The sequence below is a fragment of the Lacisediminihabitans sp. H27-G8 genome (assembly GCF_046156175.1).
Lineage (GTDB): Bacteria > Actinomycetota > Actinomycetes > Actinomycetales > Microbacteriaceae > Lacisediminihabitans.
Genome location: NZ_JAYLVL010000003.1, coordinates 80,799 through 94,985, shown reverse-complemented (window position 1 = coordinate 94,985; position 14,187 = coordinate 80,799). Strand labels below are relative to the sequence as shown.

12 protein-coding genes are annotated in these 14,187 nt (G+C 67.3%); 7 read left to right on the top strand and 5 right to left on the bottom strand.

Features of this window, described 5'->3' with window-relative positions:
• Positions 1–22 precede the first annotated feature (22 nt).
• Entirely contained in the window at positions 23–1,183 is a 1,161-nt protein-coding gene (locus VLI63_RS09810; RefSeq protein WP_409156688.1) for an acyl-CoA dehydrogenase family protein, read from the top strand.
• 210 nt (positions 1,184–1,393) lie between these two features.
• Complete coding sequence (locus tag VLI63_RS09805; protein ID WP_409156687.1) at positions 1,394–2,044, top strand: alpha/beta hydrolase; 651 nt, start codon at positions 1,394–1,396, stop codon at positions 2,042–2,044.
• A 311-nt stretch (positions 2,045–2,355) separates the two neighbouring features.
• Here the strand turns inward: VLI63_RS09805 and VLI63_RS09800 are convergent, their stop codons facing one another.
• Positions 2,356–3,678, bottom strand: a complete 1,323-nt coding sequence (locus VLI63_RS09800; RefSeq protein ID WP_409156686.1) for an aspartate aminotransferase family protein — start codon at positions 3,676–3,678, stop codon at positions 2,356–2,358.
• A 9-nt stretch (positions 3,679–3,687) separates the two neighbouring features.
• Positions 3,688–4,749 (bottom strand): phosphotransferase, encoded by a 1,062-nt coding sequence (locus VLI63_RS09795; protein ID WP_409156685.1) that lies wholly within the window; start codon positions 4,747–4,749, stop codon positions 3,688–3,690.
• A 254-nt stretch (positions 4,750–5,003) separates the two neighbouring features.
• Between VLI63_RS09795 and VLI63_RS09790 the strand changes: the two genes are divergently transcribed.
• Complete coding sequence (locus VLI63_RS09790; protein ID WP_409156684.1) at positions 5,004–5,906, top strand: nuclease-related domain-containing protein; 903 nt, start codon at positions 5,004–5,006, stop codon at positions 5,904–5,906.
• A 186-nt stretch (positions 5,907–6,092) separates the two neighbouring features.
• Here VLI63_RS09790 and VLI63_RS09785 read toward each other — a convergent pair whose 3' ends face one another.
• Positions 6,093–6,872: an SDR family NAD(P)-dependent oxidoreductase gene (locus tag VLI63_RS09785; protein WP_409156683.1), complete on the bottom strand. Its 780-nt coding sequence runs from the start codon at positions 6,870–6,872 to the stop codon at positions 6,093–6,095.
• 76 nt (positions 6,873–6,948) lie between these two features.
• Here VLI63_RS09785 and VLI63_RS09780 point away from each other — a divergent pair, with 76 nt between their 5' ends.
• Positions 6,949–7,746, top strand: coding sequence for a dienelactone hydrolase family protein (locus VLI63_RS09780; protein ID WP_409156682.1), 798 nt, complete (start codon positions 6,949–6,951; stop codon positions 7,744–7,746).
• Between the two features lie 12 nt (positions 7,747–7,758).
• Here VLI63_RS09780 and VLI63_RS09775 read toward each other — a convergent pair whose 3' ends face one another.
• Positions 7,759–8,940, bottom strand: coding sequence for a MarP family serine protease (locus VLI63_RS09775; protein ID WP_409156681.1), 1,182 nt, complete (start codon positions 8,938–8,940; stop codon positions 7,759–7,761).
• Between the two features lie 128 nt (positions 8,941–9,068).
• Between VLI63_RS09775 and VLI63_RS09770 the strand changes: the two genes are divergently transcribed.
• Positions 9,069–10,520, top strand: a complete 1,452-nt coding sequence (locus VLI63_RS09770; protein ID WP_409156680.1) for a phytoene desaturase family protein — start codon at positions 9,069–9,071, stop codon at positions 10,518–10,520.
• A 109-nt stretch (positions 10,521–10,629) separates the two neighbouring features.
• Here VLI63_RS09770 and VLI63_RS09765 read toward each other — a convergent pair whose 3' ends face one another.
• Positions 10,630–11,313 (bottom strand): RNase H family protein, encoded by a 684-nt coding sequence (locus tag VLI63_RS09765; RefSeq protein ID WP_409156679.1) that lies wholly within the window; start codon positions 11,311–11,313, stop codon positions 10,630–10,632.
• Between the two features lie 424 nt (positions 11,314–11,737).
• Here VLI63_RS09765 and VLI63_RS09760 point away from each other — a divergent pair, with 424 nt between their 5' ends.
• Both VLI63_RS09760 and VLI63_RS09755 read left to right on the top strand, forming a co-directional pair.
• The gene (locus VLI63_RS09760) at positions 11,738–13,435 is read left to right on the top strand and encodes a glycosyltransferase (protein WP_409156678.1); all 1,698 of its coding nucleotides are present in this window, start codon (positions 11,738–11,740) and stop codon (positions 13,433–13,435) included.
• The gene (locus VLI63_RS09755; RefSeq protein WP_409156677.1) at positions 13,432–14,163 is read left to right on the top strand and encodes an HlyD family efflux transporter periplasmic adaptor subunit; all 732 of its coding nucleotides are present in this window, start codon (positions 13,432–13,434) and stop codon (positions 14,161–14,163) included. The genes VLI63_RS09760 and VLI63_RS09755 overlap by 4 nt, the downstream gene beginning before the upstream one ends.
• The last annotated feature ends 24 nt before the right edge of the window (positions 14,164–14,187 follow it).

The following is a 14,187-nucleotide window of genomic DNA, read 5'->3' as shown; positions in this document are numbered from 1 at the left end:
ACGACGGTGGGATGCTTGACGGGTGACGCCTCCGACCGATTCCGTGCTCACCGACGAGCTGCTCGCCCGCATCCACGAACGGGCACCCGGGTACGACCGTGACAATGCCTTCTTCACCGAGGACCTCGCCGAGCTCGCCGAAGCCGGCTATCTTCGTTCACTGGTTCCGCGGGATCTCGGCGGTCTCGGCCTGAGCCTGCAGCAGATGGCTCACGAGCAGGTGAGGCTCGCGAAGGCAGCTCCGGCCACGGCGCTCGCCGTGAACATGCACCTGGTTTGGACCGGTGTCGCGAAGACTCTTCACGACCGCGGGGATGACAGCCTCGACTTCGTACTGCGGGATGTCGCGGCGGGTGAGATCTACGCCTTCGCGATCAGCGAAGCAGGCAACGATCTCGTATTGTTCGACAGCACGACGGATGCCCGCCCGCTGTCCGACGGCGGCTACGCGTTCACCGGCACCAAGATCTTCACGAGCCTCTCACCGGCGTGGACCCGCCTCGGCCTCTTCGGACTGGACACAGTCTCGGTGGATGCCCCGAAACTGGTCCACGCGGTGGTCACCAGGGAGACGCCGGGCATCACCGTCGCCCAGGACTGGAACACCCTGGGAATGCGGGCGAGCCAGAGCAACACCACCCACCTCGATTCGGTGGCCGCTGCATCCGACCGTGTCTTCCGCCGCCTCGATCCGGGGCCGAGTCGGGACGCCCTGATTTTCGCGATCTTCGCCAACTTCGAGATCCTCATCTCCGCCGTCTACGTGGGTATCGGCGAGCGCGCCCTGGAGCTCGCCGTCGAATCCGCGCACGCCAGGGGGTCACGGCGCACCGGGCTCAGTCGCGACCAGGATCCGAACGTGCGCTGGAAGATCGCGGACGCCGCTCTCGCCCAGGACGCGCTGCTTCCGCAGCTCGACGCGCTGGCTTCAGACCTCGACGACGGCGTCGATCGCGGCGCACGGTGGTTCCGCGACCTCGTCGGACTCAAGTCCCGTTCGACCCGGTCGGCCCGCTATGTGGTCGATCAAGCGGTCGCGGTCGCGGGCGGCGCCGCATTCTCGGCGACCAGTGAACTCTCCCGGCTGTACCGGGATGTGCTCGCGGGAGGGTTTCACCCGAGCAACGAAGACTCGGTGCACTCGACGGTCGCGACCGCACTGCTCGGCCCGATCGACGATTGAGCGCACCGAGAACTGCCGGCCGCACCGAGATCTGCCGTTGTGACCGCCGGGGAGACGGCTAAACACAACTGTCCCCCCGACAGCGTGCCGGGCTCGGGTCGTGGACCCGCCGACGGGCGCCGGATCAGCAGCGCCACTACCTATCCCATCACGATTCGGCCCGGCCGTGGCAGGTGGGCCGGATGAGGCGGTGTCGCCTACCCTGAGTTCATGACGTCTTCGATCGCTCTCGACCCCTCCGCAGTGGTCTGGTCTGTTCCCGAGTCGTCGCTTGCCGACGAACTCGCGACACGTCCGCTGCTTGTGCTGATGCACGGCCGCGGCTCTCACGAACAGGATCTCGTCGCCCTGGCGCCGCTGCTGCCGCCGCGATTCGTACTCGCGTCCCTCCGCGCGCCGCTCGAGCTCGCGCCCGGGTCTTATTCGTGGTTTCCCGTTGGCGAACCCGGGCTGCCGAGCATCGTCGCCGCGGATTCGGCGGTCGCCGCGCTTCTGGCCTGGCTCGATTCGGTGCCGGTTGCGACATCCGTCTCACTGCTGGGCTTCTCCCAGGGCGGTGCCATGGCCATTCACGCTCTGAGGCACGACCCCCGACGATTCGCGGCAATCGTGAACCTCGCCGGATTCGCCATCGCGGGTGATGCGCCGGCTGACGGGTCACTCGAGACGTTGCGGCCTGCGGTGTTCTGGGGAAGCGACCCGGCGGATCCCGTGATTCCTGCCGATGCGATCGCCCGGACCGCGCAGTGGCTGCCTTCCCATTCGACGCTGACCGTGCGCCACTATGACGGGATCGGACACTCGATCTCGCGCGAAGAGCTGACCGAGGTGAACGAGTTCCTGCTGGCCTCCAGCCACTGAGCCTCCAGCCACTGAGCCTCCAGCCACTGAGCCTCCAGCCACTGAGCCTCCAGCCACTGAGCCTCCAGCCACTGAGTCTCAGCCACTGAGTCTCAGCCACTGAGTCGGCGCCCGATGGGCCCGAATACCGGTGCCTCACACAGCCGCCCCGCACAGCCGCCCCGCACAGGTGCCCCACACAGACTCGTCGCCCGGTGCGGCACTTGGTGCGGCTCTTCCGGGCGACGGGTTGTTCTGATAACATGATGCTCCCGTCGGGGGCGTGAGCGCAATACCCCCGTTTGAAAACTGTGCGGTGATGGGCCGGATTCTCAGATGGCCCGGGCAGAACGCGCCACTCGCAACGCACTGTCCAGTTCGGTGAGAAACCGGTCCGCGTCGGCGGTGCTGAAGCACAGCGGAGGCCGCACCTTGAGTGTGTTTCGAGCCGCTCCGGATGCCCCGATCAAGACACCGCGACGACGGAGCTCATTGACCACCACCAGGGTGCTGTGCTCGTCGGGCGCTCCGTCTCGAACGAGATCTACGCCGAGGAAGAGGCCGACCCCCCGCACGGCTCCGATGGAGTCGTGGAAGTCGGCGAGCATCCCGAGGCCGGCGGCGAGGTATTCGCCGACCATCCGCGCATTCTCGATGAGACCTTCCTCGCGGATGATATCGAGCACCGCCCGTGCGGCGGCGATGGAAATCGGTGTTCCGGCGAAGGTCGAGAAATACCGGCCGCGCGCGGCGAACTCATCCACCAGCTCGCGGCGGGCGATGACGGCACCGATCGGCATACCGTTTCCCATCGGCTTGCCCACGGTGACGAGGTCGGGAACGACAGCCCCGAGGGCCGAATCGTGACGGGTGAAACCCCACAGGTCGTGGCCGAGCCGACCGAAGCCGGATTGCACCTCGTCGGCGATATAGAGCCCGTCCGCGTCGTGCACGATGTCGCTGACTCGGCCGAGGAATGGCGCGCTCCCCGGTTGCACGCCATCCGAAGCGAAGATCGAATCCGCCACCAGTGCGGCGAAGCCGTGCTCGGAAGCCGCGAGCTCTGCGGCCGCTGCGGTTACGGCATCCGCGAACGCTGCTCCATCGCCGGTCGGCGGGTCGACCAGGCGAACCCAGGGGGCGATGCTCTCCTCGCCGCCGAGCGACGGAGAGATCAGCGCCGTCGCCGAAGTGACACCGTGATAGGCGTTGCGGGTGACGATCACGCCCTGCTTGCCGGTCACGGTCTTGGCGATCCGCAGCGCAAGGTCGTTCGCCTCCGACCCGGTGCAGGTGTAGAGCACGTTGGCGAGCGCCCGGGGAAGCGTGCCGAGCAACTCTTCGGAGTACTCGACGAGGCGGCGATCGAGGTAGCGGGTGTTCGTGTTGACGAGAGCTGCCTGGGTTGCGATGGCTTCGACCACGCGCGGATGCGAATGGCCCACCGACGGCACGTTGTTGTACACATCGAGATACTCGGTGCCCGCGGCATCCCAGAGTCTCGTTCCGAGGCCGCGCACGATCTCGACGGGGTCGTCGTAGAACAGTCGGTAGGCCGCCCCGAGGCTGCGATTGCGGCGCTCCACCAGCAGGCGGGTCGGTTCGCTGAGTTCATCGAGACGGTCATTGCTGAAGTAGGTGCTCGGACCAGGCATGGTCCGACCCTAGTGGCCGAGAGCGCCGCGGGGCGGGGGAGAGTCGCTCAGCCGCAGGAATTGTCGCCAGGTCCTCTCGAGATTCCGTGCCGTGTACGCGGCGTTCTCGGATCGGGTCGCCGACATCCACGACCCCAGCAGCAAGCGCTGGGCGAGGCGACCGCGCACGAGGTGCGGGAGGAGGGCTACCTCGTCGACGGAGAGCTCTGACACGTCTCGATATCCCGCCGCGAGAGCCAAGGCGGCAGTCCAGGGGTCGCCACTTCGCGCCGAAGGCGGAATCGCATACGACATCGCTATGGCGAGATCGGCACACCGGTGGGTGCGCACCACATCCCCGAAATCGAGGATGCCGGTGACGAAGCCTCGCGCGTCCGGGTCCACGATGAGGTTGCCCCCGTGGAAATCGTTGTGCACGGCCTGCCGTGGCGTGAGCCGAAGGCTCGGAAGCGTGTTCACCGTGAAGTCGGCGAGGAGGCGGCCAACCGCCGTGCGCTGTTCGTCGTTCGGCAGCATCGGCACCAGTTCGGCCACATGGTCGAGGTTGGCGAGATCCCAGGCCAGCCAGCGACTTGCCGCCGGGTGGTCGAAGCCGGCGAGCGCAAGGGCGACGCGAGCCAGCATCCGTCCCACTGCTCGCCACTGTGCCGTGGATGTCGGGGTGTCACTCAGCAACCGACCGGGGAGGTAACGGATCAGCCGTGTCGCGCGATCATCGAGCCCTGCCCCGTCCCGAGGACTGGTGCCGGGCAGGGGTGCGATGAAGCGCTGGAGGGGGAGCGTAGCGTCGCGCCTCGCGGCATGCGCGATGGCCGCGACCGGGAGGTCGAGCTCGGCAGGGTCGTCACCGGGAGGCGCGATCTTCAGGACGAAACCGATCGGTTCCCCCACCACCCAGAGTCGAAAGGTTTCGTCCCGCTCTGTCGCAAGCCGGTGCACTCGGGTGGGGGTCATCCCGTACTGGCGCTGTACGAGAGCGACAACCCGGTCGTCCGTGCTGCGTTCGAATGGACGGGCCAGCCCCGAGGAGAGCCGCTCGACCAGGGGCGTCGTGCGATCGTGATCGGGCATGAGCAGAGTCTGCCCGAGAAGGGGCTCGCTCGGGGATGAACCGAAGGTCCTTCCGTGTCCCGTTCGGGGATGACCCCTTCTGGGGAGTTCGGCCGGCCCGGCTCGTCGTTAGCCTCGACACAGTGGCACGACGATCTGAGCGTCCAGCAGTCTCGATGCGAGTGCCACGCGCGACCCGCTCCCGGCGGTCGACCCGAAATCTACAGTTGGAGCACGGCATCGTAATCACAGGGGACGAAGGGTCGATCCCGTCGGTGCAGTCCGCGCCGGCTGGCGAGTCGATGCGTGCCGGGCATCCGGTGCAGCCGTCGCAGCGGATGCCCCCACTCTCTGCCCTTCGCGAGTGCCTGTCCTTCCAGGCCGATGAACCCCCTCAGTCTTTCCTCTCCCGCCTCTTCGGGGTGCACCCGATCGCTCGTGAGGCACGACGCAGTTTCAGCGGTGCACTGGCGGAGCTGGCTGTGATGGAGTCCCTCTCGGCCCTCGGCAGCGAGTGGACGGTTGTGCATTCCGTTCCGGTAGCCGGGCACAAGCAGGACGATCACCGCCTGGTCGAGCACCGGGTGATCGACCACCTGGTCATCGGTCCTGCCGGGATCTTCACACTCTCGGTCGAGAGCCATGCGGGACAGGCACTCTGGGTCGGGGAGCGCACGTTCATCGCGGACGGCGAACGTCTCGATCACCTCGCCAAGGCCGACGAGACCGGCCGCGCGGTGACTCGACTGCTGGGAAGCGCGCTCGCCGCGGCCGGCGTCGCGCTGGAGATCGTCGTGACCCCCTGTGTCGTCGTCGATGCGCCCGCGACGCTTGAGGTACGCCAGCGACCCGGCCGCATTCAGGTGGTGACCGCACGTTCTTTTTCCGCGTGGCTCACCGGTCTGCCACGACTGATCTCTCCGACAGTCCTCGAAGAGGTGGTGGCCGTCGCGGTTGCGGCCTCCAGCTGGCCGAGCAGTCCGCTCGACCACCTCGACACCGAGGCCGACGCTCACGAGCGGAGAGCCGAGTTCGAGAGGCTTCGCCTTCGGGTCTCGTCGGCTCGTCTTCGTCGGCTCCTCTGGACGGGCCTCGGCGTGGTCGTGAGCTATGGCGCGGTGATCGTCAACCTCGGCGGTCTGACCGCGCTCGAACTGACGAGCGCGCTCGGTAGGTAGGCCCACGCCGGGCGTGCCGGCCGTGCAGCGACCCGGAGGACGGACGACGAGCACGAGCGCTCGGTCTGAATGAGCGGCATCACTCATCCGCCCACCGGGGATGTGGTGGGCTGTGCGGCGCGATGATGCTCAGCGATGGAGAGAGCGGCGGCATCCGCGTCCTGCAGCAGGGGAGCGGGGGCCGAATCAGCGTCCCCTGAGCGCCCCCGCCGCCACGATCCGCTTCGGCAGCAGGCCGGAGAGCAACACCACGATCTTGTAGCGGATGGTCGGGATCGACACCGCCTTGCCCCGAGCGACATCCCGCAGCGCCAGCCGCACGAGCGTCGGAGCGTCGAGCCAGAGGAATGCCGGCACCCCGTCCTTCACCACGTTCATGCGGTCGTGGAACTCGGTGTGCACGAACCCGGGGGCGACTGCTGTGACGTTCACCCCCCGGCGCCGATACGTGAGGTTGGCCCAGCGGCTGAAGCTCAGGATCCACGCCTTCGACGCGCCATAGGTGCCGCGCGGCGTGTAGCCGGCCACGCTGGCGATGTTCACGATCGTGCCGGAGCCCGATCCGAGCATCTGGCCGAGCGCGGCGTGGGAGAGGCGCATCGGTGCGGTCACCAGCAGGTCGAGAAGTCGCTGTTCATCATCCGCGGGGTTTTCGTCGAAGGGCTTCAGCAAGCCGAAGCCCGCGTTGTTCACCAGCATCGTCACGCGATCGGCGCCGGATGCTGTGAGCCGGGCTTCCACGGTGGCCAGTGCGACGCGATCCACCAGATCTGCGGGCAGTACCTCGACCGACACCCCGTAGGCGGCACGCAGTTCGACGGCACGCTCCTGCAGGCGGGCCTCGTCGCGGGCGACGAGCACGAGGTCGTGCCCGGAGGCCGCGAGCTGTCGGGCGAACTCGGCGCCGATTCCGGCCGTCGCCCCGGTGACGAGTGCGCGAGCGGTGGACGAGTGCGGCGTAGACATCCGTCAACGCTAGCCGCTGCGGAGGCGCGGGGTCGGCAACCAGAAGACTCTCGATCAGGGGTGGCAAAATCACAGGATGAATTCCGAAACCATCACCCTGCCCATCCCCGCCGCCACCATCGCGGCCCAGGCCTCCGCCGGCGAGCGGGGAGTCACCGCCACCGAGTTCTCCGCCTACGTCGTGCACCCCGAGGGTGCTCCGAAAGGTGCCCTTGTGGTCATCCACGAGGTCTGGGGGCTTGTCGAGCACATCACCGGCATCGCTGACCGATTTGCGGCCGAGGGCTATCTCGTGATCGCACCGGACCTCATGTCATCGATCGGCATCGAAGCGCAGGTTGGTCTCGAGCTCAATGCGATCATGAACAGCACCGTTGAGAAGGTGCGCTCCGAGGGCCAGCCCCGACTGCGCGCCGCCTTCGCCGGCATGAACGCTCCGGAGTTCGGCGCCTGGGCGTTGGCCGCGCTCGGCGAGTCTGTGGACTACCTCGAACAGCAGCCGGGGATCGAGGGCCGTCTCGCGGTCACCGGGTTCTGCTTCGGCGGCAGCTACAGCTTCGCGCTCGCGGCAGCGGACAGTCGCATCCGCGCTGCGGTGCCGTTCTACGGCGCTCCGCCGGAGATCGCAACGGTCGCCCACATCGCTGGACCGGTACTCGCGTTCTACGGGCGGACCGACACGAACCTCATCGACTCGCTTCCCGAGGTCACCGCGGCGATGCAGTCTGCAGGCATCGACTTCACCTCACACGTCTACGAGAACGCCGGGCACGCGTTCTTCAACGACACGAACGCCTTCATGTACCGGGCGGATGCCGCGGCGGATTCCTGGCAGCGCACCCTGGCGTTCCTGGACGGGGCCCTCGCCGGCTGACCGCCTCGCGGCCTAACCGCGCGTGCAGGTTCCGGATGACACGGCGGCGCTCAGGCCCTGCGCCTGAGCGACCACCGGAGCCAACTTATTCGTCGTCATGGCGAATCCGAGGTGACTGGTGGTCGCCGAGCGCGCGAAGATCACTCCGGTGACGCTTCCGGCGGCATCGAGCACCGGCCCTCCGGAATTGCCTTCCTGCACGTCGGCGGCGAGGTAGTAGACCTCGCGGGGGCTCGGGTTGGCGCCGTAGATGTCGGGCGATTCGATGGTGGCGACGTTCTGCACGGCCGCAGGACTGGAGAGGAACGGGCCACCGAGCGGATAGCCGTCGAACACCGCGGTGGCGCCTGTCGTGAGGTCCGCACCGAGAGGAAGTGGCGGGGTCGGGAGACCGTTGACGGCGATGACGGCGAGATCCTGCACCGCATCGAAGTACACGACCCGGCCGGTGTAGGTTCCCCCCGCAGGCGTGAGCACGACTGGTTCGGTGACGCCGGCAACGACGTGGGCGTTGGTGACGACCCGTCCCGTAGAGGAGACGAAGCCGCTGCCGGACTGGTTCTGCCCGCACTGGTAGGCGTTGCCGGTGATCTTGACGACGGATCGCGCGGAAGCCCGTTGGGCGGCGGTCTCCCCGGAGGCCGGCACTGCGAGCGGTGTACCCGTTCCGAGCGACTCGAAGAGGCGGGGCAGCCCGTCGAGGGCGAAGACGGAGCGCACCTTCGCCTCGAGAGCTTTCACCGGATCGGGTGTGACCCGGTCGATCGCGGAAACGACAGTCGATGACCCGATCGCCTGGGAGACGACAGGCACGCCGAGGGACCCGATCCCGAAGGCGAGCATGGAAACGACGAGCGCCGCGCCGATGAGGGTGATCGCGGCACCGAAGACCCGGTCGATTGCCCGGAGCGGAGTCTTGTCGACCCGGCGGCGGATGACTCTGCCGAGGGCGGATCCGGCGGCCTGACCGAGCGCGATGAGCGCGACGATCACGACCAGGATCACCGGCAGCCGAAACTGCGGCGCGGTGACCCACCCGGTGACGAGCGGTATCGCGAAGAAGGAGGCGACGGCTCCCGCGATGATTCCCGCGAAGCTGCCCAGGCTGAGGATGAAACCGCGGCGGAATCCGAAGACCGCGTAGGCGATGAGCAGAAGCACCAGCAGCAGGTCGAGCACCACGGAGCCGGTCATGCCGCTGTCCCTTCGCCACCCACGCCGTCTGCCCGGGCAACGCCCAGTGTGCCATGGCTGCCTGTACACCCATCGCCGCCGCTGTCGAGTCCTGAGGGCGAAGCCGCCGATTGTGACAGGGTGGGGGAATGGATGACTGTGATGCGATCGTCGTCGGAGCGGGCCCCAACGGTCTCGCCGCCGCCGTCGTGCTGGCCCGCGCCGGACTCTCCGTTCGGGTCTACGAACGGGAGAAGACCATCGGCGGGGGAGCGCGCACCGAGGAGCTGACTCTCCCGGGTGTACTTCACGACGTCTGCTCGGCGGTCCATCCGCAGGCGCTCTCGTCTGCCTTCTTCCGCGCCTTCGAGCTCGACAAGCGGGTCGATTTCGTGATCCCCGAGATCTCCTACGCGAATCCCCTCGACAACGGGCGCTCCGGCATCGCCTGGCGCGACCTCGACCGCACCGCGGATGACCTCGGCGTCGATGGTGCCGCGTGGAAGAACCTGCTCGAACCGCTGGTGCGGCGGGCGGACGAGGTCGCCCAGTTCGCCGGGTCCCAGGTACTGCAGCTGCCGCGTCATCCGCTCACTCTCGCCATGCTTGGCCTGCGGATCCTCGAGCAGGGCACCCGCGGTTGGGACCTGCGGTTCCGGGAGGATCTCGCCCCGGCGATGCTCACCGGCGTGAACGCGCACGCGATCCGACCGGTCCCGAGCCTCGCGACGGCGGCGGCCGGCCTGGTGCTCGCCACCACCGGGCATGCGCGCGGCTGGCCGATCCCGATCGGCGGAAGCCAATCGATCGTAAACGCCCTGGCGGCCGACCTTCTCGCTCACGGGGGAGAGATCGTCACGGACACCGAAGTGACCTCGCTCGCCGAGCTCCCGAAGGCGAAGGTGGTGCTGTTCGACCTGACCCCGCGTGCCCTGGCCCGCATCGCGGGCGACCGCCTTCCCGTGAGTTACCGTCGCGCGCTCGAGCGCTTCCGGTACGGCAACGCGGTCGCCAAAGTGGACTTCGCGCTCTCCGCGCCCGTGCCGTGGTCGGATCCCCGTCTCGCCGAGGCGGCGACCCTCCACGTCGGCGGCACCCGCGAGGAGGTGGGAATCTCCGAGGCGGATGTCGCGGCCGGTCGTCATCCGGCAGATCCCTATGTGCTCGTGTCGCAACCGACACCCTTCGATCCCTCCCGTGCTCCGAAGGGAACCCATGTGCTGTGGACCTACACGCACGTTCCGCGCGGGTCGACCGAAGACCGGGCCGGGGCGATCATTTCGAAGATCGAGCGCTATGCGCCGGGGTTCCGAGACACGATCATCGCGTCGTCGAGCCGGACCGCTCTCGAGGTCGAGCGACACAACCCCAACTACATCGGTGGGGACATCGCCGGCGGAGATGTGACCATCGCGCAGTTGCTCGCCCGTCCGGTGCTGTCCCCGACCCCCTGGCGCACTGCGGCGCGCGGCATCTACCTGTGCTCGTCGTCCACTCCGCCCGGTCCCGCCGTGCACGGCCTCGGCGGCTACTACGCCGCGATGACGGCACTCCGGGACGAGTTCGGCGTCACCCGCCGTCCGTATCTCGGCCTCGCATGACCTTTCGGCCCGGCATGACCTTTCGGCCTGGCATGACCTTTCGGCCCGGCATGACCGCGGCTGCTCCGACCGGGGGAGCGGCCGCGGCTGTACTGGCAGCCCTGCTGCACTAGATCAGGTCGCGCAACACCTGTTCCGGGCGCACCCCGCGAGTTCGTGCCCGCGCCGACAGCCGATCGAATTCGGCGGCGCTGAGGGTCACGACCACGTCGACCGTCTCCGTCGCGGCGGGCTCATCGAAGTCGAACAGCACCGCGGGAGGCGGGACTTCCGGTGCCTCCGCCGGCGCCAGTCGAGTGTCTGACGGGCGCGTGACCGCACGCTCTCCCGGGCGCACGAAGCCGGGTCCGGCGGGGATCGCGGTGCCGCGCTGGTAGGCCTCCGAGACCGCGCGAGCCCGAGAATCCGCCGCCTCATTCAGCGGATGGTTGGCGTGACCCTTCACCCATTCGAATCGGTAGCGTCGACCGGGCAGCTCGGCGTCGATCTCCTGCAGCAACTCGACGTTCATCACCGGTTTGCCGTCGGCCTTGCGCCAGCCCTTTCGCTTCCAGCCGGGCATCCACTTGGTCACGCAGTTGATCACATACTGGCTGTCGCAGAGGATCAGCAACTCGTCATCCAGGTGAGCGGTCGCGCGGAAGAACTGGAGCACCGCCGTCAGCTCGGCCTGGTTGTTGGTGGCATGTTTCCAGCCGCCGGCGGCCCAGCACGAGTCATCCACATACCAGGCCCAGCCGGCCGGGCCGGGGTTTCCGAGGGCGGAGCCGTCGGCAGCGGCACGGATCGTCATTCTGGCTCCCAGCGGTGTGGATGTCTGGCGGTGAGGAGTCCCGAAAGACGCCCTCGGATGTCGCACACCAGTCTGCCCCACGGTCGGCAGCCGGGTTTCACCGAGGTTTCAGAAAGGTGAACATTGCGACCCGAATTCGGCGTGTGGTCGCAGAAGCACGGGGCATCCGATATTCTTGAATTGCAATACCCGATATACCGCGTACGACTTGTCTGTCCCTAGTCCGGATCCGTATCGCGTCCCATGGCTTCACCGCTACCCCGGTGAAGCCAGTGTGCCGTCAACGACGCCGTTGCGATTTCCGCCAGCGTCAGAGGCCCTCTCTTTCGCGCTCCCGGCGACGATTGCAGCGTCGCGCTCGGCCATACCCACAGCCCCACCCGTACTTCAGCAGTTCATGAGTCCTCACCCGAAAGAGTGCACAATGACAACGCTCAATTCTCCTCGTCAACGCCTGGTCGCGCCGCCGGACTATGTCGAACCCGAACCGGTCGAACGCTCCGTCGAGACGACGAAGTCGCAGTCTCCGTCGCTCGTCATGCTCGTCCTGATCGCGACGGTCGGCATCCTCGCTTACGCCTGGTTCCTGCTCAACCCCGCGAGCCGGGGCGACTGGTTGCCCTACTCGATGGTGATCCTCGCCGAGTCGATTCTCATCGCCCAGGCACTGCTCTCCATGTGGACCATCCTCTCCGGGTCGCAGGATCCCCGGGACTTCGCCTTCCACAATGCCAGGGCTGCGCTCTTCCACGATGCCGAGCCCATCGGCCGGGGCAGCATGCGGGTCTACGACCGCCGCCGCATGTACCTCGACGGCGAACGGGTCTCGGTCGACGTCTTCATCACCACCTACGGCGAGCCACTCGCGGTCATCCGCGAAACCGTCACGGCCGCTCTCGCCATCCGCGGCTCCCACGTGACCTGGGTGCTCGACGACGGTCGATCCGATGAGGTGCGGGATCTCGCCGAGTCGCTCGGTGCGCGCTACGTGCGGCGGCTCACCTCCGGCGGAGCCAAGGCCGGAAACGTCAACCACGCCCTCGCCATCAGTTCCGGCCAGTTCTTCGCCATCTTCGATGCGGACTTCGTTGCCGACCCCGAATTCCTCGTCGAGACCGTGCCCTTCTTCGCGAATGCGAATGTCGCCTTCGTGCAGACTCCGCAGACCTACGGCAACCTGCACAACGTGATCTCCCGTGGCGCCGGCTATATGCAGTCGGTGTTCTACCGGTTCATCCAGCCGGGCCGCAACCGCTTCAATGCGGCATTCTGCGTCGGCACCAACGTGATCTTCCGCCGCACTGCGATCGATGATGTCGGTGGCCTCTACACGGACTCGAAGTCCGAAGACGTCTGGACCTCCCTCATGCTGCACGAGCGGGGCTGGAACACGGTCTTCATCCCCATGACCCTCGCCGTCGGCCATGCGCCCGACACGGTCGAGGCCTACACGAAGCAGCAGTTGCGGTGGGCGACCGGCGGTTTCGAGATCCTGTTCCGCCGCAACCCGCTCGCCCGGGGCCGCAAGCTCACCCTCGACCAGCGACTGCAGTACCTCGTGACGGCGTCCTTCTACCTCACCGGGATCTGCCCACTGCTGCTCCTGCTGGTGCCGCCGCTCGAGATCTACTTCGACCTGAGGCCGATGAATCTCTCCACCACGGTCTTCACCTGGTTGCTCTACTACAGCGGCTTCTACGTGATGCAGATCGTGCTCGCGTTCTACACGATGGGATCCTTCCGCTGGGAGACCCTGATGCTCGCGACAGCGTCGTTCCCGATCTATGTCGCCGCGTTGGTGAACGTGCTCGTCGGCAAGGAACAGAAGTGGAGCGCCACCGGCGACCGAACCAAGGTCAGCTCGCCGTTCAACTTCATGATCCCCCAGGTGCTCTTCTTCATCTTTCTCGCCCTGACCTCCGTCGTCGCGATCTACCGCGACCTCGACAACGGATTTCTCACCCTCGCCACGGCATGGAACGTCACCAACACGGTGATCCTCGGCAGCTTCGTGATCGCCGCGATGGGTGAGAGCCGATCGGCGAAGGTGGCCGCTCGGGCCGCGCGCCGGGTCGAGACTGCCAACACGACCATCCGCTCTCCGAAGGAGGTCTCCGCATGACCTGGGCCAGCCGTCTCAAACTCTTCACCGGAATCATCGGTGTGCTCGTCATCGCCGCCGGCCTCACCCTGGTGTTCAACCAGCGGCAGTCCCAGACCACCAGCACGTCCGCCTCCCTCGAAGCCGAGCGCTATCCCGTCGGCATCGACTACGGCGGCACCGTCATCACGAGCCTCGTGAAAGACGGAGACCGGGTCACGAAGGGCGAGACGCTCTTCACCCTGCAGAGTCCCTCCCTGCAGGCCGACCTGGCCAAAGGGCTGCTCAAACCCGAGACCATCACCTACACGGTGACCGATGACGGCATCATCACGCTCACGGCGGCCGTTGCGGGAACGGTGGCGGAGGTGACGACGGAAGCCGGATCCTTCGTGCAAGCCGGCCAGGTGCTCGCGACCATCGACCGGGCGGGCTCCCTCTTCGTCACCGCCGAATTCCGGCTCACGGGTCGCGAGTATTCGCGGGTGGAAGACGGCGCCGCGGTCAAGATCCTGCTGCCCAATCAGACCGTCATCGAGGGCACCGTCGAGTCCATCGATGTCGAGACCGTGCAGGGTGATGCCCAGACCACGGTGAAGGTGTCGAGCGATGGACTCGTGGATGGCGCCTACAACGGGCTCGTGAAACGGGGCACGCCGGTGTCGGCCTCTCTCGCCCTGCGTGACGACGGGATCCTCTCGGGGGTCAGCGACGGCTTCTTCGCCTTCATCCACAAGATCGGACTCTGACCGGTCGGGCCGGCGGGAACCGGG

Coding starts and splice junctions, on each gene's coding strand:
- VLI63_RS09760 (WP_409156678.1), top strand. CDS start 11,738: ATGACAACGCTCAATTCTCCTCGTCAACGCCTGGTCGCGCCGCCGGAC.
- VLI63_RS09775 (WP_409156681.1), bottom strand. CDS start 8,940: ATGACCGGCTCCGTGGTGCTCGACCTGCTGCTGGTGCTTCTGCTCATC.
- VLI63_RS09765 (WP_409156679.1), bottom strand. CDS start 11,313: ATGACGATCCGTGCCGCTGCCGACGGCTCCGCCCTCGGAAACCCCGGC.
- VLI63_RS09780 (WP_409156682.1), top strand. CDS start 6,949: ATGAATTCCGAAACCATCACCCTGCCCATCCCCGCCGCCACCATCGCG.
- VLI63_RS09795 (WP_409156685.1), bottom strand. CDS start 4,749: ATGCCCGATCACGATCGCACGACGCCCCTGGTCGAGCGGCTCTCCTCG.
- VLI63_RS09755 (WP_409156677.1), top strand. CDS start 13,432: ATGACCTGGGCCAGCCGTCTCAAACTCTTCACCGGAATCATCGGTGTG.
- VLI63_RS09805 (WP_409156687.1), top strand. CDS start 1,394: ATGACGTCTTCGATCGCTCTCGACCCCTCCGCAGTGGTCTGGTCTGTT.
- VLI63_RS09800 (WP_409156686.1), bottom strand. CDS start 3,678: ATGCCTGGTCCGAGCACCTACTTCAGCAATGACCGTCTCGATGAACTC.
- VLI63_RS09770 (WP_409156680.1), top strand. CDS start 9,069: ATGGATGACTGTGATGCGATCGTCGTCGGAGCGGGCCCCAACGGTCTC.
- VLI63_RS09785 (WP_409156683.1), bottom strand. CDS start 6,872: ATGTCTACGCCGCACTCGTCCACCGCTCGCGCACTCGTCACCGGGGCG.